Here is a 22,764-nt window from a genome sequence, read left to right as displayed (position 1 = left end):
CATGGGCTCGGCTCTACAGCAACCTGCGTTTGTCGCGAACGGACTGGTCCGCTTCATGCACGAGCAGGTCGGCGACGGGCACACTCGCTGCGATGCCCTCGATCTGCGGAGTTGCCATGCCCTCCTGGCGTTGCCTGTTTGCCGTGCCGCCACCACGCCGCGGCGTGGAAGCGTTGTTGTTGCTGCTCGCCCGCATCGTCGCCGGTGTGATGTTCTGCGTGTCCGGCTGGAACAAGGTGTTCACCGACGCCGGGCGCGAGCGCATGGTGCATACGCTGGTCGATGCCGGTATCCCATTCCCGGTGTTCAGTGCGCCGGTACTCGGTGCGATCGAGTGGATTGCGGGTGGTCTGCTGGTGCTGGGCCTTTTGAGCCGCCCCTCGGCCCTGCTGCTGGCGGCGATCTGCGTAGTGGCTGCGCTGACCGATGGCATCGCGCGCATTCCGGCAGGGCTTGGCGTGCTGGATTGGCTGAGCTGGTTCTTCTACCTGAGCGAAGTGCCGCTGGGCGTACTGCTGCTGTGGATTGCCGCAGTGGGTAGTGGACGGTTCGCCATCGAAGCGCGCTGACGACAGGCACCCTGTAGAGCCGAGCCCATGCTCGGCTGCTTACGCGGGAACATCAGCCGGGCATGGGCTCGGCTTTACAGGTCCTCCGCGCGCAGCCAGCGCCACAGCGTGGTGCGTGACACGCCCAGCGCCTGCGCCATGCCCTCGCGATCATGCCGGTGTTCCCGCAACAGTGCTTCCAGCTTGGCCCGCGGTGGGCGCCTGCCGTTGCTTTCCACCGGCAACGCCGCGACACCTTCATGCACCAGCTCAGGCGCCAGCTGGAGCAGTCGCGCGGCATCGATCAGCCCTTCACCGGGCTGCCAGTGGATGCGCAGGCGATCGACCAGATTGCGCAGCTCGCGCACGTTTCCCGGCCACTCGGCCGCGCACAGCACCGCCAGCGCCGCCTCATCCAATGGCGCGTCGATGCCACGCAGCTGGCGGAAGAAATGCTGCGCCAGCAACGGGATGTCACCGCGTCGGGCGCGCAGCGAGGGCAGGGCAATCCGCAGCGCGGCCAGGCGGTAATACAGGTCGCGGCGGAAGCTGCCGGTCGCCGCGCGCTGCTCCAGCGACTGCAGGGTGGCGGCGACCACGCGCAGGTCCACCGGCGTCGGTTCGGTGGCACCCACGCGCAGCACTTCACGTTCCTCCAGCACCCGCAGCAGGCGGGTCTGCAGCGGCAGCGGCAGTTCGCCGATTTCGTCCAGGAACAGGGTGCCGCCATCTGCAGCTTCCACCAGGCCAACGCGGCCGCCACGCCGTGCGCCGGTGAAGGCGCCATCGCTGTAGCCGAACAGCTCCGCTTCCAGCAGCGATTCGCTGATCGCGCCACAGTTCAGCGCGACGAAGCGGCCACGGCGCCCGCTGGCGGCGTGCAGCTGGCGCGCCACCAGTTCCTTGCCGGTGCCGGTTTCGCCGCTGACCAGCACGGTGCTGTCATGTGGGGCATACAGCGCGATCTGCGCGCGCACCTGCGCCATCGCGTCGCTGTCGCCGAGCAGTTCATGCGCATCGGCACGCGCTGCCGGGCGCCGGCGCGGTGCAGCGCGGTTGCTGCCGGAACGTGCCAGGGTCTGGGTCAGTTCCAGCGCATGTTCGAACGCCTGCCGCACCGAGTCGGCCGAATACAGCAGCACCCCGGGCAGGCCGGCGTGCTCGGCATGGTCGATGGCCATGCCGGTGCCGACGATCACCTCGATGCCGTTGGCGCGCAGGTCGGCGATGCAGTCGCGGGCGTCCTCGCGGGTGACGAAGCGGCGATGCTCGATATCCAGGCCGAAGCTCTGCTGGAAGTTGCTGAACACCGGTACGTCGCTGGCGTGGGTGACCAGGCCGATGCGGCTGGCGATACGCCGTGCCCGGGCCAGCGCTTCCATCAGGTCGAAGCCGTTGGCCTGGATCGGCACCAGTGGCAGCTCCAGCCGGCCGCGCAGCCAGGCCGCGTTGGAGCCGCCAGCGATGACCACGTCGCAGTGCTCGCGACGCAGGCGTTGGCCGATCACCTCCACCGCTTCCTCGAAGCCGAGGTTGATCTGTTCGATACGCGCGCGGCGGTCGAACTCGGGGATCACGTCGCCGAGCAGGCCGGTCAGCCGCGAGACGCTGACCGTCCAGATCACCGGACGGCCCGGGTCGGCATCGGCATGGCGCAGGGGGGAGCGGGGCAGATACATGGCAGCCGTTTCGGGGAGGATGTTTCATGATACATCCGTTTCAATGTTTCATATGTTCCACTGTTGCATGCCGGTCATTCCCGTGAAATCAACCGCTTGCAGCTTGGCATGGTGCTTGCGCTTCCTTTCCCGTACTTCAACCTGGATTGCCGCATGACCGCTTCTGCCCCTTTCTCCGCCGGTGCCCGCTTCCGTGAGGCGCTGGCTGCCGAATCGCCGCTGCAGGTGATCGGTGCGATCAACGCCAACCACGCCCTGCTGGCCAAGCGCGCCGGCTTCCGTGCCATTTACCTGTCCGGCGGCGGCGTTGCCGCAGGCTCGCTGGGCCTGCCGGACCTGGGCATCAACACCCTGGAAGACGTGCTGGTGGACGTGCGCCGCATCACCGATGTCTGCGACCTGCCGTTGATGGTCGACATCGACACCGGCTTCGGCCCGAGCGCGTTCAATATCGCGCGCACCGTGAAGTCGCTGATCAAGGCCGGCGCGGCCGCCTGCCACATCGAGGACCAGGTCGGTGCCAAGCGTTGCGGCCATCGTCCGGGCAAGGAGATCGTCTCGCAGGGTGAAATGGTCGACCGTGTGAAGGCCGCTGCCGATGCCAAGACCGATCCGGACTTCTTCCTGATCGCGCGCACCGACGCCATCCAGGTGGACGGCGTGGACAAGGCGATCGAGCGCGCCATCGCCTGTGTCGAGGCCGGTGCCGACGGCATCTTCGCCGAGGCCGCCTACGATCTGGATACCTACCGCCGCTTCGTCGACGCGGTGAAGGTGCCGGTGCTGGCCAACATCACCGAATTCGGCGCCACCCCGCTGTTCAGCCGCGATGAACTGGCCTCGGCCGGCGTCGCCATCCAGCTGTTCCCGCTGTCGGCGTTCCGTGCCGCCAACAAGGCCGCCGAGAACGTCTACCAGGCGGTGCGCCGCGATGGCCACCAGCGCAACGTGGTGGAAACCATGCAGACCCGCGAGGAACTCTACGACCGCATCGGCTATCACGCCTTCGAGCAGCAGCTCGATGCGCTGTTCGCCGCCAAGAAATAAGCAGTACCCTGCACCATCAAGTTTCGGAGGGAAACATGAACGATACGACCGCAACCCCGACCTTCAAGCCGAAGAAGTCCGTCGCCCTGTCCGGCACCGCGGCCGGCAACACCGCGCTGTGCAGCGTGGGCCGCAGCGGCAACGACCTGCACTACCGCGGCTATGACATCCTGGACCTGGCCAACACCAGCGAGTTCGAGGAAATCGCCTACCTGCTGGTGCACGGCAAGCTGCCGACCCGCGCCGAGCTGGTTTCGTACAAGGCCAAGCTGAAGTCGCTGCGTGGGATCCCCGCCGCGGTGAAGGCCGCGCTGGAAGAGCTGCCGCCGTCGGCGCACCCGATGGACGTGATGCGCACCGGCGTGTCCGTGCTCGGCTGCGTGGCACCGGAGAAGGACGACCACAACCACCCGGGCGCGCGCGACATCGCCGACAAGCTGATGGCCTGCCTCGGTTCGATGCTGCTGTACTGGTACCACTGGAGCCACAACGGCCGCGCCATCGATGTGGAAACCGACGATGATTCGATCGGCGGCCACTTCCTGCACCTGCTGCATGGCGAAAAGCCGCAGGATTCGTGGGTGAAGGCGATGCACACCTCGCTGATCCTGTACGCCGAGCACGAGTTCAACGCCTCGACCTTCACCTGCCGTGTCATCGCCGGTACCGGCAGCGACATGTACAGCGCGATCTGCGGTGGCATCGGTGCGCTGCGTGGCCCGAAGCATGGCGGCGCCAACGAAGTGGCGTTCGAAGTGCAGAAGCGCTACGACAACCCGGATGAGGCCGAGGAGGACATCAAGGCGCGCGTCGAGCGCAAGGAAGTGGTGATCGGTTTCGGCCACCCGGTCTATACCGTCTCCGATCCGCGCAACAAGGTGATCAAGGACGTGGCCCGCGAGCTGTCCGAGGAACAGTCGAGCATGAAGATGTACGACATCGCCGAGCGCCTGGAATCGGTGATGTGGGACATCAAGAAGATGTTCCCGAACCTGGACTGGTTCAGTGCGGTCAGCTACCACATGATGGGCGTGCCGACCGCGATGTTCACCCCGCTGTTCGTGATCGCGCGCACCGCCGGCTGGAGCGCGCACATCATCGAGCAGCGCATCGACGGCAAGATCATCCGCCCGAGCGCCAATTACATCGGTCCGGAAGACCGCGACTTCGTTGCCATCGACAAGCGCGTCTGATCCCCCTGCTGTACCCATCCGGCCGGCCGCATGCCGGCCGGGTGCTTTCGCCGCCGCACCGCCGGCATCCGGCCCGCCCCAAGCACTCCGCCAGCCCATGAATACCGATTACCGCAAGAACCTCCCCGGCAGCGCGCTGGACTATTTCGACGCGCGCGCCGCTGTCGATGCGATCCAGCCCGGCGCCTATGCCACCCTGCCGTACACCTCGCGCGTGCTGGCCGAGAACCTGGTGCGCCGCTGCGATCCGACCACGCTCGGCGATTCGCTGAAGCAGCTGATCGAGCGCCGTCGCGACCTCGACTTCCCGTGGTTCCCGGCACGCGTGGTGTGCCACGACATCCTCGGCCAGACCGCGCTGGTGGACCTGGCCGGCCTGCGTGATGCGATCGCCGACAAGGGCGGCGACCCGGCCAAGGTCAATCCGGTGGTGCCGGTGCAGTTGATCGTCGATCACTCGCTGGCGGTGGAATGCGGTGGCTACGATCCGCAGGCGTTCGAGAAGAACCGCGCCATCGAGGATCGCCGCAACGAAGACCGTTTCCACTTCATCGACTGGACCAAGCAGGCGTTCCAGAACGTGGACGTGATTCCGCCGGGCAACGGCATCATGCACCAGATCAACCTGGAGAAGATGTCGCCGGTGATCTACGTGCAGGACGGCGTAGCCTTCCCGGATACCTGCGTGGGCACCGATAGCCACACCCCGCACGTCGACGCGCTGGGCGTGATCGCGATTGGTGTTGGCGGCCTGGAAGCGGAGAACGTGATGCTGGGCCGCGCGTCGTGGATGCGCCTGCCGGATATCATCGGCGTCGAGCTGACCGGCAGGCCGCAGCCGGGCATCACCGCCACCGACGTGGTGCTGGCACTGACCGAGTTCCTGCGCAAGGAACGCGTGGTGGGTGCGTATCTTGAATTCTTCGGCGAGGGGGCGTCGGCACTGACCATCGGTGACCGCGCCACCATCTCCAACATGTGCCCCGAATACGGCGCCACCGCCGCGATGTTCTATATCGACGGGCAGACCATCGATTACCTGCGCCTGACCGGCCGCGAGGAATCGCAGGTGGCGCTGGTGGAGAACTATGCGCGCACCACCGGCCTGTGGGCCGATGACCTGGCCACCGCGCAGTACGAGCGCGTGCTGCGCTTCGACTTGTCCAGCGTGGTGCGCAACATGGCTGGCCCGTCCAACCCGCACAAGCGCGTGGCCACTGCCGAGCTGGCCGAGCGCGGCATCGCCGACAAAGCCAAGCTGGCAGCGGGCAGGGCCGAGCAGGCGCAGGGCCTGATGCCCGACGGCGCGGTGATCATCGCCGCCATCACCAGCTGCACCAACACCTCCAACCCGCGCAACGTGATCGCTGCCGCACTGCTGGCGCGCAAGGCCAACGAACGTGGCCTGCTGCGCAAGCCGTGGGTAAAGTCGTCGCTGGCGCCGGGCTCGAAGGCGGTGCAGCTGTACCTGGAAGAATCCGGCCTGCTGCCGGACCTGGAAAAGCTCGGCTTCGGCATCGTCGCCTTCGCCTGCACCACCTGCAACGGCATGAGTGGCGCGCTGGATCCGGCCATCCAGCAGGAGATCATCGATCGCGACCTGTACGCCACGGCCGTGCTGTCGGGCAACCGCAACTTCGATGGCCGCATCCACCCGTATGCGAAGCAGGCCTTCCTGGCGTCGCCGCCGCTGGTGATCGCCTATGCCATCGCCGGCACCGTGCGCTTCGACATCGAGAAGGACGTGCTGGGCGTGGATGCCGAGGGCAACGAGGTGCGCCTGAAGGACATCTGGCCGAGCGATGCCGAGATCGACGCGGTGGTGAAGGCCTCGGTGAAGCCCGAGCAGTTCCGCCGCGTCTACAACCCGATGTTCAACGTGCGCGTGGAGCATGGCGCGGCGGTCAGCCCGCTGTACGACTGGCGCCCGCAGAGCACCTACATCCGCCGTCCGCCGTACTGGGAGGGCGCACTGGCCGGTGAGCGCACACTGTCGGGCATGCGTGCGCTGGCGGTGCTGCCGGACAACATCACCACCGACCACCTGTCGCCGTCCAACGCGATCCTGGCGTCCAGTGCCGCCGGCGAATACCTGGCGAAGATGGGCCTGCCGGAAGAGGACTTCAATTCCTACGCCACCCACCGCGGTGACCACCTGACCGCACAGCGCGCCACCTTCGCCAACCCGAAGCTGTTCAATGAAATGGTGCGCAACGACGATGGCAGCGTGAAGCAGGGTTCGCTGGCGCGCGTGGAGCCGGAAGGCGAGGTGATGCGCATGTGGGAAGCGATCGAGACCTACATGGACCGCAAGCAGCCGCTGATCATCATCGCCGGTGCCGACTATGGCCAGGGCAGCTCGCGTGACTGGGCCGCCAAGGGCGTGCGCCTGGCCGGTGTGGAAGCGATCGTGGCCGAAGGCTTCGAACGCATCCACCGCACCAACCTGATCGGCATGGGCGTGCTGCCGCTGGAGTTCAAGCCGGGCACCACCCGCCTGACCCTGGGCATCGACGGTACCGAGACCTTCGACGTGATCGGCGAGCGCACCCCGCGCGCCGACCTGACCCTGGTCATCCACCGCCGCGACGGCCAGGATGTGATCGTGCCAGTGACCTGCCGCCTGGACAGCGACGAGGAAGTGGCGATCTACGAAGCCGGTGGCGTGCTGCAGCGTTTCGCCCAGGACTTCCTGGAAGGCGCCAAGGTGGCGTAAGGCAGCAGATAGCTGCCTTGTGTCGAGTTGTCGCCATGCTGGCTTCGGCCCGCATGGCGGTGGTCACGAAGGAGAGGGGCGTTGCCCCATCTGCATGGGAACGGCGTTCTACACAATCGCAGGCACGGTCAACACCGCCTTCATCCTGCTGAGCCTGTTGGGTGTGGGCGCGCAGTTGCGCTTGGTGCGCGACCGTCGGGAACGAGCGGATGCGACTGAAAGCGCCACTGCCGTGCTGTCGCTGAATCAGTTCACGGTCAGCTTCCTGGCCTACCTGTCCTTTTTCGTCTATGGCTACAGCGTCACGCCGTTCAATCACTTTATTGTCTGGCCTCGCTTGCTCGCGTCGGTGCTGGTCATGGCCATCCTGGTGGAGATCTGGCGCGACCGACGGAATCGCTCTGCCACGACCAGCCTGGTGACGGCCGTGCTGCTGCTGGCCTGCGCACTGGCTGGCCTGGCTTGGGGCGACCGTCATGTGGATGAGGGCAGGGTAGTGGCCAGCGCGATGATCGTGGGCATCACTGCCTTGCTGGCGCAGGGTTACGCGCACCAGATCCTGCTGATCCTGCGCAATGGCCACACCGGTGCGGTGTCGTTGCGGATGAGTCAGCTGATCCTGCTGATGGATCTATCCACGATTGTGTTTGCCTTCGCCATGGGCATGCGGATGGGATGGCCGTTGCTGCTGCTGGCAGTGGTGAGTGGCAGTACCAAACTGGTCATCCTTTACCTCTTCCATTGGCAGCAAGGAATGTCCGCGCGGGCGCGGCGAAGTCATGCTGGGGCGTCTGCGTGACGGCGAGGACCTCTTTTGCAAAGGCTGGCGCTTTCTACCCTTGTCGTTGTCTTTGGTGCCTCGCAGACTGTCGTGTGACAGTCCCACGGTGGAGGTCCGTATGGTCAATATCAAGGTGGTGCTGACTGATGAGCTCAAACAATTCGTGGACCAGGAAGTTCGAGAAGGCGACTACGCCAGCGCTTCCGAGTACGTTCGCGACCTTCTCCGTCAGAGTCGGCAAAGCAAGGCTGAAGACCTGCTACGCCAGTTAATCGCGGAAGGCCTTGCTTCGGGGCCTCCGGCCCCCCTGCCTCCGGGGTACTTCCAGAGACTGCTTGAGCGCGCGTCGAATCGAGAATGAAGCCAGTACATCCCTCCAACCCCAGGGCGGTGCGCGGCTCCCCGAGAATTGTTCCACTGCACACAGGAATCCGATCCATGACCTTCCTCCCGCAACTCCGTATTCCCGCCACCTACATGCGCGGCGGCACCAGCAAGGGCGTGTTCTTCCGCCTGCAGGACCTGCCCGAAGCCGCTCAGGTGCCGGGCGCCGCGCGCGATGCGCTGCTGATGCGCGTGATCGGCTCGCCCGATCCGTATGGCAAGCAGACCGACGGCATGGGCGGTGCCACCTCCAGCACCAGCAAGTGCGTGATCATCTCCACCGCCTCGGTGCCGGACCACGATGTGGACTACCTGTACGGCCAGGTCTCGATCGACACCGCCTTCGTCGATTGGAGCGGCAACTGCGGTAACCTCAGTACGGCAGTGGGTCCGTTCGCGATCGCCAATGGGCTGATCGATCCGGCCCGGGTGCCGCGCGATGGCCTGTGCACCGTGCGCATCTGGCAGGCCAACATCGGCAAGACCATCATCGCCCACGTGCCGATGCGCGATGGCGAAGTGCAGGAGATCGGCGATTTCGAGCTGGATGGCGTGACCTTCCCGGCCGCCGAGATCCAGCTGGAGTTCATCGATCCGTCCGATGACGGCGATGCGGGCGCGATGTTCCCGACCGGCAACCTGGTCGACACCTTGGACGTGCCGGGCGTCGGCAGTTTTGAGGTGACCATGATCACCGCCGGCATTCCGACCATCTTCCTCAATGCGGCCGACCTGGGCTACACCGGCACCGAACTGCAGCCTGCGATCAACGAGGACAAGGGAGCGCTGGAGCGCTTCGAGAAGATCCGCGCCTACGGCGCCTTGCGCATGGGTCTGATCAGGAACCTGGAAGATGCGGCCACCCGCCAGCACACGCCGAAGGTGGCCTTCGTGGCGCCGGCACGGGACTACGTGTCCTCCAGCGGCAAGGCCATTCCGGCCTCGGCCATCGACCTGCACGCGCGGGCGTTGTCGATGGGCAAGCTGCACCACGCGATGATGGGCACCGCCGCCGTGGCGATCGGCACTGCGGCGGCGATTCCGGGCACGCTGGTCAATCGCGCGGCCGGTGGTGGTGAACGCGAAGCGGTGACCTTCGGCCACCCTTCCGGCACGCTGCGCGTGGGCGCGCAGGCCGGCCTTGTTGACGGCCAGTGGACAGTGACCAAGGCCATCATGAGCCGCAGCGCCCGCGTATTGATGGAAGGCAAGGTGCGGGTGCCGGCCGAATAACCAGCCGGTCGGCGCTGGCATCACATGCTTCGGTAGATGCCAACCTTGGTTGGCATGGCATTGGCACCGCCCGGGCAACGTCCAGCGCCAACCAAAGTTGGCGACTACCGGGAGGCGCGGCCTGAGCTCTGAAGAGGAGATCGACGATGTCTGACAGCCACACCCCATCCAACGAGCGTGCAGCGTGGGATGCGCTGCTGGTGGACATCGTCGATTACGTACGCGACGCGCGCATCGACTCCCCCCTGGCCTTCCAGACCGCGCACTACTGCCTGCTCGACACGCTGGGCTGCGGGCTGGAAGCGCTGTCCTTCCCGGCCTGCAGCAAGCTGCTCGGTCCGCTGGTGCCGGGTATCAGCGTGGTCAACGGGGCGCGCGTGCCGGGTACGCACTACGTGCTGGACCCGGTGCAGGCCGCCTTCAACCTGGGCGCGATGGTGCGCTGGCTGGATTTCAACGATACCTGGCTGGCCGCCGAGTGGGGCCACCCGTCGGACAACCTGGGCGGCATCCTGTCTGTCTGCGATTGGCTGGGGCGCAACGCGCAGGCCCTGCATCGCCCAGCGCCGACCCTGCATGACGTGCTGCTGGCGATGATCAAGGCACACGAGATCCAGGGCGTGCTGGCCCTGCAGAATTCCTTCAACCGGGTCGGGCTGGACCACGTGGTGCTGGTCAAGGTGGCCACCACCGCCGTGGTTGCGCAGCTGCTCGGCCTGGATCGCGAACGCATGCTCAATGCACTGTCGCTGGCCTGGGTCGATGGCCAGGCGCTGCGCACCTACCGGCACGCACCCAACACCGGCTCGCGCAAGAGCTGGGCGGCCGGCGATGCGACCAGCCGTGGCGTGCGCCTGGCGCTGATGGCGGCCAGTGGCGAGATGGGCTATCCCAGTGTGTTGAGCGCGCCGACCTGGGGTTTTGAAGCGGTATCGATGCAGGGCAAGGCGCTGACGCTGGAGCGACCGCTGGGCAGCTACGTGATGGAAAACGTGCTGTTCAAGATCAGCTACCCGGCCGAGTTCCATGGCCAGACCGCGGTGGAGGCGGCGATCACGCTGCATCAGCAGCTGCGTGCGATGGGGCGTCGGGTCGAGGACATCGCGCACATCGCCATCCGCACCCAGGAAGCCTGCATCCGCATCATCGACAAGCAGGGGCCGCTGCACAACCCGGCCGACCGCGACCACTGCGTGCAGTACATGGTCGCCATCGCGCTGCTGCATGGGCGGCTGGTGGCCCAGGACTACGAGGACGACGTTGCCGCCGACCCGCGCATCGACGCACTGCGCGCGAAGATGGCCTGTCATGAGGATCCGCAGCTCAGCGCCGACTACCTGGACCCGGACAAGCGCAGCATCGCCAACGGCCTGAGCGTGCGCTTCAGCGACGGCACTGAGCTGCCCGAGGTACTGGTGGAATACCCGCTGGGCCACGCGCGCCGACGCGAGGAGGGCATCCCGTTGCTGATGGACAAGTTCCGCCGGCACCTGGCCCATCGCTTCCCGACCACCCAGCAGCAGCGCATCCTGGCCGCATCGCTGGATCCGGTGGCGCTGGCGGCGATGCCGGTGACCGACTACGTGGACCTGTACCTGCCGGGGTAGGGGACGCTTCACCGGATCTGACACCGCGCCTGCTTGCCGGGCACGTGGCTCGACCCGCTTGGGTAGGTGCCAACCCTGGTTGGCACGGCCAATGCCAACCAAGGTTGGCGGCTACCGAGACTGCCGGCCAGCGGCCGGCACTACCCGCGCCTGGGGCAATTGCCGGATTTGCGTCAACACCTTGACGTGGCCTGCCTATAATGGCCGCCTCGATCAAGGAGTGACGACATGAGCGGTCCGGCACGGCGGAAGCGGTGGGGGTGGGCGGCGGCCGTACTGGCAGGAGGCCTGTTGCTGGGGCTGGCCGGCTGCCGCAATGACAGCGGGCAGCTGCCCAAGGCCAGTGGTGAAGCCATCACCACCAAGGCCGAGCAGGTGAAGGAATTCACCCTGCTGCGTGCCTACCCGGACCAGAAGAATGACGGCCTGTCGCTGGCGCTGGAGTTCTCGCGCCCGCTGGTCGGCACCCAGGATTTCGACAAACTGGTTCGCTTCGAAGAGAAGGTCGGCACCGAGGACAGCAGCTGGACCCTGTCCGATGACGGCCTGACCCTGCGTTACCCGTTCGTCGAGGCCGGCAAGGAGTTCAGCCTGGTGGTCTTGCCGGACCTGCTGGCCGCCGACGGCAGCCGGCTGGGCAAGGAACTGAAGCAGAAGGTGTTCAGCGGCGAGCTGAAGCCGGTGGTCGGTTTCGCCTCGCAGGGCAGCGTGCTGCCGGCCAAGGACAGCCGCGGCCTGCCGGTGGTCTCGGTGAACGTGCCGGAGGTCGACGTCGAGTTCCTGCGCGTGCGCGAGAAGGACCTGCCGACCTTCTTCAGCCAGTACCAGCGCGGCGGCCGCCGTGGCAGCTGGGAGCTCAGCAGCGACTACGAGCGCAGCCCGATCAACAAGCTGGCCGAGCCGGTCTACGTCAACCGCTTCATCCTGGGTGGCAAACAGAACGAGCGGGTGCTGACCTACCTGCCGACCCAGGACATCAAGGAACTGCAGGAGCCGGGCCTGTACTTCGCCCTGCTCAAGCGCACCGGTGACTACGAGGGCGAGTTCGATACCGCGTTCTTCTCGGTCAGCGACATCGGCCTGCATACCCGTGCCTACAAGGACAAGCTGTTCGTGCACACCGCCGGCCTCAAGGACGGTGCGCCGCTGAAGGGCATCGACCTGCGCGTGCTCGACGCCAAGGGTGAGGTGGTGCTGAAGGGCAGCACCGACGGCAACGGCAATGCGCTGCTGAACTACACCCTGGATGCCACCCACGTGCTGGTCGCCAGCAGTGGCAAGGACACCAGCTTCCTGCCGTTCAACCAGCCGGCGCTGGACCTGAGTGAGTTCGCCGTGGCCGGTCGTGACAACGCCTGGTTCGACGTCTACGCCTGGTCCGGCCGCGACCTGTACCGCCCGGGCGAGACCGTGCGCCTGTCCGCGCTGCTGCGCGACAACGACGGCAAGCCGGTCAAGGCACAACCGGTGTTCCTGCGCCTGAAGCAGCCCGACGGCAAGACCTTCCGCGAGACCCGCCTGCAGCCGGGCGACCAGGGCTACATCAACTTCGAGCAGGTGATCCCCGCCGAGGCGCCGACCGGGCGCTGGCAGGTCGAGTTCCGCACCGACCCGGCCAGCAAGGAAGCGATCCAGGGCATGACCCTGCGCATCGAGGAGTTCCTGCCCGAGCGCATGAAGCTGGACCTGGACAGCGCGCAGAAGACGCTGAAGCCGGGCGAGGACCTGCGCCTGCAGGCCAACGGCGCCTATCTGTACGGCGCGCCGGCCGATGGCAACCGCTTCACTGCGCGCATGGCGGTGGCTGCCGAGCAGAAGCCGGTGGAGGGCCTGCCGGGCTATTTCTTCGGTGACCCGACCCTGCAGCTGCCGCGCGAGGCCAAGGACGTGATCGATACCACGCTGCCGGCCAATGGCCAGCTGCGTGAGGATGTGGCGTTGCCGGAAGAGGCGGCCAAGGCCAAGGCACCGATCGCCGTGGTGTTGTCCGGCAGCCTGTATGAAACCGGTGGCCGCACGGTCACCCGTACCCTGAAGCGGGTGATGTGGCCGGCCAACGCGCTGGTCGGCGTGCGGCCGCTGTTCAATCCCGACGATGGTGCTGATTCCAACGGCAACGCACGCTTCGAACTGATGCGCGTGGATGCCGCCGGCACACCGCAGCCAGCCAAGGGCCTGAAGATCACCCTGGTGCGGGAACTGCGCGACTACCACTGGACCTTCAACGACAACCGCTGGGATTACGATTTCACCCGCCGTTTCGAGAACAAGGAAACCCGCACCGTCGATGCCGGCAGCAGTGCGGTTGCCTTCGATTTCCCGGTGGAGTGGGGCGAGTACCGGGTGGACGTGTTCGATCCGTCCACCGGACTGACCAGCCGCTACCCGTTCCGTGCGGGCTGGAGCTGGGGCGATGACAACCGTGGCCTGGATGCACGCCCGGACAAGGTCAAGCTGGGCCTGGACAAGACCGGCTACAAGGCCGGTGACACCCTGGAAGTGACGGTGACCCCGCCGCACGCCGGCAAGGGCATCCTGATGGTCGAGACCGACCGCATGCTGTATGTGCAGGACATCGAGGCCAAGCCGGGCTCGACCTTCAAGATCCCGGTCACCGCCGACTGGGAACGCCACGACGTCTACATCACCGCGCTGGTGTTCCGCGGCGGCAGTGCGCCGAGCAAGATCACCCCGGCCCGCGCCGTGGGCGTGGTGCATGTGCCGATGGACCGCAAGGGCCGAACCGTGGCCGTTGGCCTGGTCGCGCCCAAGCAGATGCGGCCGGAACAGGACCTGCCGGTAACGGTCAGCGCACCGCAGCTGGCCGGCAGGGCCGCGCACGTGACCGTCTCGGCGGTGGACGTGGGCATCCTCAACATCACCCGTTTCCCGGTGCCCGACGCCGGCGCGCACTTCTTCGCCCAGCGTCGCCTCGGTATCGATGCCTATGACATCTACAGCCGGGTGATCGAGAGCTTCGATGGTGGCAGCGGCAAGCTGAAGTTCGGCGGCGACATGGCACTGCCGCAGGCCAAGCGCCCGACCGCGCGCGTGCAGACCGTGGACCTGTTCTCCGGCCCGGTGCAGCTCGATGCCAAGGGCAATGCCCGCATCCGCCTGAAGGTGCCGGACTTCAACGGCACCCTGCGCGTGTCCGCGCTGGTCTACAGCGATGACCAGTACGGCAAGCGTGACGTGGAAACCATCGTGCGCGCCCCGATCCTGGCCGAAGCCAGCATGCCGCGCGTGCTGGCCCCGGGCGACCGCAGCACCGTGACCCTGGACGTGCAGAACTTCACCGGCAAGCCGGGGCAGTTCAACGTCAAGGTGGAAAGCGAGGGTCCGCTGAACCTGGGTGAGGGCAGCCGCAGCGTGCAGTTGAACGCCGATGCCAAGACCACGCTGAGCTTCCCGTTGTCGGCTCGCGAGGGCCACAGCGTGGCCAAGGTGCGGGTGCGGGTGGACGGCAACGGCTTCAAGGCTGATCGCCGCTACGACCTGCCGGTGCGTGCGGCGTGGCCGCAGGTGCTGCGTTCGCAGGTGCGCACACTCGACCCGCTGGCCGCAGTCAGCCTCGACAACAGCCTGACCGATGGCCTGATGGCAGAGTCGGTGAATGCCCGCCTGCTGGTCAGCCCGCTGCCGCCGATCCCGTTCGCCAGTGCACTGCAGGGCGCGCTGAACTACCCGTATGGCTGTGCCGAGCAGACCACCAGCAAGGGTTACGCCGCGCTGATCCTGGACCAGGCGACGTCGTCGATGCTCGGTGCCGACGGCCTGGATGCCAAGACCCGTAGAGAGCGCATGGAAGGTGCGTTCGGTCGCCTGGCGTCGATGCAGGTGGCCAATGGCAACTTCTCGATGTGGGGTGACGACGGCTACGTCAATCCGTGGCTGACCCCGTACATCACCGAGTTCCTGCTTGATGCCAAGGACGCCGGCTTCGCCGTGCCCGACAACGTGCTGCAGAAGGCGCTCAACCGGCTCAGCGAGGATCTGCTGTCCGGCGGCAATCAGTTCTATGGCCAGGAGGATCGCGAGAAGCTGAAGTTCGCCAACCAGGCGTATTCGGGTTACGTGCTGGCCCGGGTCAACCGTGCACCGCTGGGTACCCTGCGCACGCTGTACGACAACGAGCGCAGCAAGGCGGTCGGTGGCCTGTCGCTGGTCCACCTGGGCGTGGCGCTGTCGCTGCAGGGTGATGCCAAGCGTGGCCAGGCCGCGCTGGCGGCGGCCTTCGCCAAGTCCAGCAGTGAACGTCCGTCGTACTTCGGCGACTACGGCAGTGCGATCCGTGATGACGCGCTGATGATCGCGCTGACCCACGAGAACAAGCTGGCCAAGCCCGCCTGGGATGCGCGTGCGGTGGATCTTGGCCGTGGCCTGGATGCGCGCCGCAATGCCGGCTGGATGTGGCTGAGCACGCAGGAACAGGTGGCGATTGCCCGCCTCGGCAAGGCCCTGGCCGCCAACCAGAAGGCGCTGGTGGCCGGTGAGCTGGTGATCGGTGGCAACACCGAAGCCATCGGCGAGCGCAAGCTGTTCGGCCGCAACTTCAGCGCCAGTGAGCTGGCCAGCGGCGTGCGCTTCACCCCGCAGGGGCAGCCGCCGATGTTCGCCAGCATCGACGTGGCCGGCATCCCGCGCAGCGCACCGGCACCGGACAACAGCGTGCTGGGCGTCGAGCGCAGCTACTACGGCACCGATGGCAAGCCGTGGTCGCCGCGCCCGCTGAAGGAAGGCGAAGCACTGATCGTGCGCGTCACCGTCACCGCTGACACCACGATGCCCGATGCACTGCTGACCGACCTGCTGCCGGCGGGCCTGGAGATCGAGAATTTCAACCTGGGCGATGCCAAGCAGTGGGCCGACGTGGTGGTCGATGGCATCACCATCAGCGACCGTGGTGAGGCCGCCGACACCAAGCACGAGGAGTTCCGCGATGACCGCTATGTGGCCGCGCTGAAGCTCTCGCGTGGCAGCAAGGCCAACGTGTTCTACCTGGTACGCGCGGTGACGCCGGGAACCTACTCGGTGCCGCCGCCGCTGGTGGAGGACATGTACCGGCCGCAGCTGCGCGGCGTCGGCCGCAGCAACCCGACCACGATCACGGTGGTACAGCCGTGACCGCGCGGACGGGCCGCGACGGCGCGGCCCGTCCTGCTGGCAACCTGCAATGAACAACACGATGTCGATCCGGCTGGCGGCCCTGCGCCGCCGGCTGCAGCCGCTGTGGCCCTGGCTGCGCTGGGGTACGGCCGCCACGCTGGCGCTGCTGCTGGTGCTGGATTTCGCCTTCCCGCCACCGCTGCCGAAGCAGCGTGATACCAGCACCCTGGTGGTGGCTGCCGACGGCACGCCGCTGCGTGCATTCGCCGACGCCGAGGGTGTGTGGCGCTACCCGGCTTCGATCAACAGCGTCTCGCCGCTGTACCTGCAGGCGTTGCTGACCTACGAAGACCGCTGGTTCTGGCGGCATCCGGGCATCAACCCGCTGGCGATCCTGCGTGCCAGCGGCCAGCTGCTGCGTGGCGGCCGCATCGTTTCCGGTGGCTCGACCCTGACCATGCAGGTCGCCCGCATCCTCGATCCGCATACGCGCACGCCGTGGGGCAAGCTCAAGCAGATGCTGCGCGCGGTGCAGCTGGAAGTGCACCTGAGCAAGCAGCAGATCCTGGCCCTGTATCTGGAGCGCGCGCCCTACGGCGGCACCATCGAGGGGGTGGAAGCGGCCAGCTGGGCCTACCTGGGCAAGCCGGCGGCGCAGCTGTCGCATGCCGAGGCCGCGTTGCTGGCGGTGCTGCCGCAGGCGCCGAGCCGGCTGCGCCCGGACCGTCATCCGGAAGCGGCGCAGAAGGCGCGCGACAAGGTGCTGTCCCGCATGAACGAGCTGGGCGTGTGGACGGCGGACGAAGTGGAAGACGCGCGCATCGAGAACGTGGTGGCGCGCTCGCTGCGCCCGCCGCTGCACGCCGCGCTGCTGGCGCAGCGCCTGCACTCGGCGCATCCGGGCCAGGCACGCATCCAGAGCCGCATCGACATCGGCCTGCAGCGAACGCTGGAAGAACGCGTGGCCAGCTATTTCTCGACGCTGCCTGAACGCACCTCGGCCGCCCTGCTGGTGGTCGACAACCAGACCCTGCAGGCGCGTGCCTATGTCGGCACGCTGGCGTTCGGTGACCGGCAGCGGCTGGGCCACGTGGACATGGTGCAGGCCTGGCGGTCGCCGGGCTCCACGCTCAAACCGTTCCTGTATGCCATGGCGCTGGACGATGGCCTGATCCATTCGGAAAGCCTGCTGGTCGATGCGCCGCAGAGTTTCGGCAGCTACCGCCCCGGCAACTTCGACATGGCTTTCAATGGGCCGATTGGTGCCTCCAGCGCGCTGCGGCTGTCACTCAACGTGCCCTCGGTGGACCTGCTGCAGCGGGTCGGTCCGGCGCGCTTCGCCGCACGCCTGTCGCACTCCGGCATCCAGCTGCGCTTCCCGCCGGGCAGTACACCCAATCTGTCGCTGATCCTGGGCGGCACCGGTGCGCGGCTGGAAGATCTGGTCGGTGCGTTCGCAGCGCTCAACCGCAACGGCATCGCCGGGCGCGTGCGCTACACCGATGACGAACCGATGATCGAGCGTCGCCTGGCCTCGCCGGGCGCCAGCTGGATCGTGCGCGAGATGCTGGAATCGAATCCGCGGCCGGGGTATAGCGTCGGGACGTTCGATGTCGGTGGCCGCCCGCGCGTGGCGTGGAAGACCGGCACCAGTTACGGGTACCGCGATGCGTGGGCGATCGGCAGCACCCGCCACTACACCGTGGGCGTGTGGGTGGGTCGGCCGGACGGTACCCCGTTGCCGGGCCAGTACGGCGCGGTGACCGCGCTGCCGCTGATGTTCGAGGTGGTGGACAGCCTGCCGCGCCAGCGCGGTGATTCAGCTGCTGCACCGATGCCGGCCAGTGTCAGCCAGGAGGACGTCTGCTGGCCCACCGGCGAACGTGCCGAGGGCCTGCCAGCGGCGCTGTGCCAGCGGCGGATGTCGGCCTATGTGCTGGACGGTGCGGCACCGCCGACCTTCCCCGAGCGCGAGGCGCGGCGCTGGCAGCCGGGGCGGCAGCGTTACCTGGCCGACGCGCGGACCGGTCTGCGTGTATCCGCTGATTGCCGTTTGCCGCATCAGGAAGTCGCGCGGGAGATCGCGCGTTGGCCGGCGTTGTTGTCGCCGTGGCTGCCGAAGGCCACGCGCGAGGCTTCGCAGCTGCCGGCGCTGTCGCCGGACTGCCGCGACGACGGGCGTGAGGCCAGCGTCGCGCTGCACGTGGACGGGCTCAATGACGGCGCCACGCTGGCGCGCGCGCCGAATTCCGAGCACGGCGTGCGCCTGCAGCTGCGCGCGCTGGGCAGCGAGCAGGCGGTGGACTGGTTGCTGGATGGACGCTGGATTGCACAGACCCACGGCGCGCAGCTGATGCAGCGCGAGTTCGCCGATCCGGGCGCACACACCCTGACCGCGCTGGCAGCCGACGGCGCGTGGACGCAGGTGCGGTTCAACGTCCTGCGATAGGTGCTGGGAATGGCCCGTCGACCCGACGCATCCATGCTCTGGTAGGTGCCAACCTTGGTTGGCGCGCGATAAATGCGCCCACCAAGGTGGGCATCTACCAAGGCGTTTGCGGGGCCGCTATTCCCCGATCCACCCGTCCAGCAGGTCGGCGAACTCGTCGGCGTGTTCTTCCTCCTGCGCCAGGATCTCTTCAAGGATGCGCTTGGTGGTGGTATCGCGGTCGCCGATGAAGTTGATCATCTCGCGGTAGCTGTCGATGGCGATCCGTTCAGCCACCAGGTTCTCGCGCACCATGTCGCGCAGGTCGCTGCCTTCCTTGTATTCGGCATGCGAGCGCGTGGTCAGCGTATCCGGGTTCAGGTCCGGCTCGCCGCCAAGCTGGACGATGCGCTCGGCCAGCTTGCCGGCGTGCGCCTGTTCCTGCTGCGCATGCTCGAGGAACTCGGCCTTGACCGCGTCGGCCAGCATGCCCTTGGCCATGAAATAGTGCCGGTAGTAGCGCAGCACGCACACGTACTCGGTGGCGAGGGCATCGTTGAGCAGCTTGATCACCACCTTGCGGTCGGCGCTGTAGCTGTCGGTGATCGCGCCGTCTTCGATGTTGTGCCGGGCACGCTCGCGCAGGGTCTGACGGTCACTGATGCCGGGAATCCCGGCGGCGGGCTTGCTGGCTTTGGCTGGCTTGCTGGACATTGCTGGCCGTTTCCTTCTGCGGTGGGGAATCAGGTAGGCAGGTGCTCCAGCACGTACTCGGCGGAAGACACCTCGAACTGGCCCGGCTGCTCGATCCAGGCCGCACGCACCACGCCATCGACCACGTACAGCGCGAAGCGGCGCGAGCGCATGCCCATGCCCGAGGCGCTGGCATCCAGCTCCAGGCCGAGCGCGCGGGTCAGCTCGGCATTGCCGTCGGACAGCATCAGCAGGCCGTCGGGCACCTTCTGGTCGGCGGCCCAGGCTTTCATCACGAACGGGTCGTTGACCGCCACGCAGTAGACATCGATGCCGCGCTGGCGGAAGGTCTCGAATTTTTCGACGTAGCCGGGCAGGTGGCGGGCCGAGCAGGTGGGGGTGAACGCGCCGGGCACCGCAAACAGGACGACCTTGCGGGCGTCGAACAGCGAATGCGTATCAAGTGTTTCGATGCCCTCGCGGATGCGCTTGAGGGTCACTTCCGGAATGTGGTCGCCGACTTGGATGGTCATGGGGAACTCCTTGCTGGGGCAGGCTAGTGGGCCGGATGGGACAGGGGCGTCAAGACATTGGAAAACCCGCGTGCAGGCCCCATCTTCAGGCGTTGCGGCGGGGGCTTCCAGCCACAGCCTGGGGCATCGGGATGGCAGCGGCATTGCGCAGGATCAGTCGGCCTCACCGGGGCCGCACGAGGGGCGGCGTAGCATCGCCGGCGCGTAGAATGAACCCGGGGCGGCGCCACCGGCGCGGCCGAAGCAGATCGAGGTAGCTGGATGGAATTCAAGGATTACTACGCCACCCTGGGGGTGGAACCGAGCGCGGGCGAGGCGGAGATCAAGACCGCCTACCGCCGGTTGGCACGCAAGTACCACCCGGACGTCAGCAAGGAGGCCGGGGCCGAAGACAAGTTCAAGGCGGTCAACGAGGCCTACGAGGCGCTGCGCGATCCGGAAAAGCGCGCAGCCTACGACCAGCTGCGCGCGCAGGGCTATCGCCCGGGCGAGGAGTTCAACGTGCCGCCGAACTACGGCGGCGCCGGCGGTTTCAATTTCGAGGAAGTATTCGGCGGTGGTGGCCCCAACGGCGGCTTCAGCGACTTCTTCGAAAGCCTGTTCGCGCGCCAGCGTGGCGGTGCCGGTCCGGGCCCGGGCTTCAGCAGCCAGGGCCACGCACCCAACCGCGACACCCGCGCCAAGCTGTCGGTCCCGCTGGAAGCGGCCTACAGCGGCGACAGCCTGCGCATCACCGTCAACGGCAAGCAGCTGGACGTGCGCGTGCCCAAGGGCATCCGTCCGGGCCAGGTGATCCGCCTGGCAGGGCAGGGCAACCATGGCGGCAACCTGCTGCTGGAAGTGGAGTACGCCGCGCATCCGCAGTTCGAGGTCGATGGCCGCAACATCCTCTATACGTTGCCGGTCACGCCCTGGCAGGCCGCGTTGGGTACCAGCATCAGCGTGCCGACCCTGGGCGGTGCGGTGGAGCTGAAGATCCCCGCCGACTCCGATGCCGGCCGCAAACTGCGCCTGCGTGGCCGCGGCCTGCCGGGCAGCCCGGACGGCGACCAGATCGTTGAAATCGAGATCGTGGCCCCGGCCGCGACCGACGAGGCGCAGAAGAAGGCCTACCGCAATCTGGCCAAGGCCTTCGGCGAGTCGATCTGAGCACGCCTTGCGGTCGTGCCGGCCGCTGGCCGGCAATTTCATGACCTGGGACGGTGACGCGTGGTTGCCGGCCAGCGGCCGGCACGACCACGCGCGTCTCAGCCCTGGCCGGCGAACACCCGCTCCAGCACCTCGGACAGCTCGTCTTCCGAGAACGGCTTGGTGATGTAGGCCTTGGCGCCCTGGCGCATGCCCCACATGCGATCGGTGTCCTGGTCCTTGGTGGTCACCAGGATCACCGGGATATGCCGGGTCGCCTCGTCGCGGGCGAGGGTACGGGTGGCCTGGAAGCCGTTGAGATTGGGCATCACCACGTCCATCAGGACCAGGTCGGGCAGCTCGGCCCTGGCGGTTTCGACCCCGGCGGCGCCATCGGTGGCGGTCAGGATCTGGTGCCCGAGCTTCTCGACGATGCGCTGTATCCCCAACAGCTGCGACGGTGAGTCGTCGACGATCAGAATGCGTGCCATGTTGTTCCCCATGTAATGCCCGCAGTGTAGTGCGGGCTCATTACCGGCGGGAGGGGGGCACCTGCCGTCCGTCGCCTGCCTGCGACGTTCAGTCGATCCGCACCACCGTGCGGCCCAGCGATCCACCCGCCAGCATCCGCTCGAACACTGTCCGGAGGCCATCAAGGCCGACCTCGGCGGTGCAGATGCGGTCCAGGTGCTGCGGCTTCCACTCACCGCCCAGGCGCGACCACACCTCTTCGCGCAGCCGGCGCGGCGCATTGGCCGAAGACACGCCGAGCAGCGACACACCGCGCAGGATGAAGGGCATCACCGTCATGTCCAGCGTCGGGCTGGCCGCCAGGCCGGCGCTGACCACGCTGCCGTAGGGCACGGTCTGCGCCAGCAGGCTGGCGAGCATGGCGCCGCCGGCATTGTCCAGGCCCCCGCCGAAGCGCGCCGACTGCAGCGGGCCGGTGTCGGCCAGCGCCTCGCGCGGCAGCACCTCGCTGGCACCGATGTCGCGCAGGAAGTCGGTCTGGTCCGGCTTGCCACTGACCGCGTGCACGGTGTAGCCGGCACGGCTGAAGATCGACAGCGCCAGCGCACCGACGCCGCCGCTGGCGCCGGTGACCGCCAGCGGGCCGAGCTCCGGGGTCTGGCGGTTGTCCTGCATGCGCAGCAGCGCCAGCGCCGCCGTGAAGCCGGCGGTGCCCAGCACCATCGCCTCGCGCGGGCTCAGCCCGGCCGGCTGTGCAATCACCGCACGCGACTCCAGCCGCACATACTGGCTGTAGCCGCCGTCACGGGTCTCGCTGAGGCCGCAGCCGGTGGCCAGCACCGCGTCGCCTTCACGCCAGGCCGGGTCGGTGCTGGCGACCACGGTGCCGGCCACGTCGATGCCGCCGACCAGCGGGAAGCGGCGCAGGATCTTCCCCTTGCCGGTGCCGGCCAGGGCATCCTTGTAGTTGACCGAGGACCAGTGGGCGCGGATCAGCACCTGCCCGGGGTTGAGGTCGTCGACACCGAGCCGGGTCAGGCCGCTGCGATAGCCGGCGTCGTCGTTTTCGATGCGGAAGGCGGTGAACGGGGTGGTGGGGGCCATCGGCGTTGCCTGACTTCGAGGAAAACGCCACCTTACCCCGTCGTCGCCCTTTCGATCCTGCCGATCCGCCCCATCTTGTATGATCGGTAATGGTTTCACGGCTGGCGCCG

At 67.3% G+C, this 22,764-nt stretch carries 16 protein-coding genes; 11 read left to right on the top strand and 5 right to left on the bottom strand.

Features of this window, described 5'->3' with window-relative positions; all coding sequences use genetic code 11:
• Positions 1–116 precede the first annotated feature (116 nt).
• Positions 117–569: a DoxX family protein gene (locus tag ACT6SE_RS15725; protein WP_032957082.1), complete on the top strand. Its 453-nt coding sequence runs from the start codon at positions 117–119 to the stop codon at positions 567–569.
• A gap of 74 nt (positions 570–643) precedes the next feature.
• Here ACT6SE_RS15725 and prpR read toward each other — a convergent pair whose 3' ends face one another.
• Positions 644–2,227 (bottom strand): propionate catabolism operon regulatory protein PrpR, encoded by a 1,584-nt coding sequence (gene prpR, locus ACT6SE_RS15720; RefSeq protein WP_046432000.1) that lies wholly within the window; start codon positions 2,225–2,227, stop codon positions 644–646.
• A gap of 153 nt (positions 2,228–2,380) precedes the next feature.
• On the opposite strand from prpR, the gene prpB reads away from it, so the two are divergent.
• The 9 genes from prpB (at position 2,381) to pbpC (ending at position 18,746) form a co-directional block, all read left to right on the top strand.
• Positions 2,381–3,274 carry a methylisocitrate lyase gene (prpB, locus tag ACT6SE_RS15715; protein WP_005418360.1) on the top strand — a complete coding sequence of 298 codons (894 nt, stop codon included), beginning with the start codon at positions 2,381–2,383 and terminating at the stop codon, positions 3,272–3,274.
• Positions 3,275–3,309: 35 nt separating this feature from the next.
• Positions 3,310–4,467: a bifunctional 2-methylcitrate synthase/citrate synthase gene (gene prpC / locus ACT6SE_RS15710; protein ID WP_005418357.1), complete on the top strand. Its 1,158-nt coding sequence runs from the start codon at positions 3,310–3,312 to the stop codon at positions 4,465–4,467.
• A gap of 97 nt (positions 4,468–4,564) precedes the next feature.
• The gene (gene acnD, locus ACT6SE_RS15705) at positions 4,565–7,183 is read left to right on the top strand and encodes a Fe/S-dependent 2-methylisocitrate dehydratase AcnD (protein ID WP_046431999.1); all 2,619 of its coding nucleotides are present in this window, start codon (positions 4,565–4,567) and stop codon (positions 7,181–7,183) included.
• A gap of 94 nt (positions 7,184–7,277) precedes the next feature.
• Positions 7,278–7,982, top strand: a complete 705-nt coding sequence (locus ACT6SE_RS15700) for a hypothetical protein (RefSeq protein ID WP_046431997.1) — start codon at positions 7,278–7,280, stop codon at positions 7,980–7,982.
• Positions 7,983–8,082: 100 nt separating this feature from the next.
• Complete coding sequence (locus ACT6SE_RS15695; RefSeq protein WP_046432026.1) at positions 8,083–8,325, top strand: type II toxin-antitoxin system ParD family antitoxin; 243 nt, start codon at positions 8,083–8,085, stop codon at positions 8,323–8,325.
• Between the two features lie 77 nt (positions 8,326–8,402).
• Positions 8,403–9,581 (top strand): 2-methylaconitate cis-trans isomerase PrpF, encoded by a 1,179-nt coding sequence (gene prpF, locus ACT6SE_RS15690; protein WP_046431995.1) that lies wholly within the window; start codon positions 8,403–8,405, stop codon positions 9,579–9,581.
• 146 nt (positions 9,582–9,727) lie between these two features.
• Complete coding sequence (locus tag ACT6SE_RS15685; protein WP_014648039.1) at positions 9,728–11,188, top strand: bifunctional 2-methylcitrate dehydratase/aconitate hydratase; 1,461 nt, start codon at positions 9,728–9,730, stop codon at positions 11,186–11,188.
• Positions 11,189–11,416: 228 nt separating this feature from the next.
• Positions 11,417–16,315 (top strand): alpha-2-macroglobulin family protein, encoded by a 4,899-nt coding sequence (locus ACT6SE_RS15680; protein WP_444811020.1) that lies wholly within the window; start codon positions 11,417–11,419, stop codon positions 16,313–16,315.
• Between the two features lie 49 nt (positions 16,316–16,364).
• Positions 16,365–18,746, top strand: a complete 2,382-nt coding sequence (gene pbpC, locus ACT6SE_RS15675; RefSeq protein WP_046431991.1) for a penicillin-binding protein 1C — start codon at positions 16,365–16,367, stop codon at positions 18,744–18,746.
• A 117-nt stretch (positions 18,747–18,863) separates the two neighbouring features.
• On the opposite strand, the gene ACT6SE_RS15670 is transcribed toward pbpC, so the two are convergent.
• Together ACT6SE_RS15670 and ACT6SE_RS15665 are read right to left on the bottom strand one after the other, a co-directional pair.
• Positions 18,864–19,439: a ferritin-like domain-containing protein gene (locus ACT6SE_RS15670; RefSeq protein ID WP_014648036.1), complete on the bottom strand. Its 576-nt coding sequence runs from the start codon at positions 19,437–19,439 to the stop codon at positions 18,864–18,866.
• A 29-nt stretch (positions 19,440–19,468) separates the two neighbouring features.
• Positions 19,469–19,951 (bottom strand): peroxiredoxin, encoded by a 483-nt coding sequence (locus tag ACT6SE_RS15665; protein WP_046431988.1) that lies wholly within the window; start codon positions 19,949–19,951, stop codon positions 19,469–19,471.
• A gap of 261 nt (positions 19,952–20,212) precedes the next feature.
• On the opposite strand from ACT6SE_RS15665, the gene ACT6SE_RS15660 reads away from it, so the two are divergent.
• Complete coding sequence (locus tag ACT6SE_RS15660; RefSeq protein ID WP_012511838.1) at positions 20,213–21,100, top strand: DnaJ C-terminal domain-containing protein; 888 nt, start codon at positions 20,213–20,215, stop codon at positions 21,098–21,100.
• A gap of 98 nt (positions 21,101–21,198) precedes the next feature.
• Here ACT6SE_RS15660 and pilH read toward each other — a convergent pair whose 3' ends face one another.
• Together pilH and ACT6SE_RS15650 are read right to left on the bottom strand one after the other, a co-directional pair.
• Positions 21,199–21,570 carry a twitching motility response regulator PilH gene (gene pilH / locus ACT6SE_RS15655; protein WP_014648033.1) on the bottom strand — a complete coding sequence of 124 codons (372 nt, stop codon included), beginning with the start codon at positions 21,568–21,570 and terminating at the stop codon, positions 21,199–21,201.
• An 88-nt stretch (positions 21,571–21,658) separates the two neighbouring features.
• Complete coding sequence (locus ACT6SE_RS15650) at positions 21,659–22,654, bottom strand: YhdH/YhfP family quinone oxidoreductase (protein WP_046431985.1); 996 nt, start codon at positions 22,652–22,654, stop codon at positions 21,659–21,661.
• Positions 22,655–22,764 lie beyond the last annotated feature (110 nt).

Origin of the sequence: Stenotrophomonas sp. LC732, assembly GCF_052446685.1 — a bacterium.
GTDB lineage: Bacteria > Pseudomonadota > Gammaproteobacteria > Xanthomonadales > Xanthomonadaceae > Stenotrophomonas > Stenotrophomonas muris.
The sequence above is the reverse complement of the archived record's forward strand: the minus strand, read 5'-3'. Positions and strand labels throughout refer to the sequence as shown.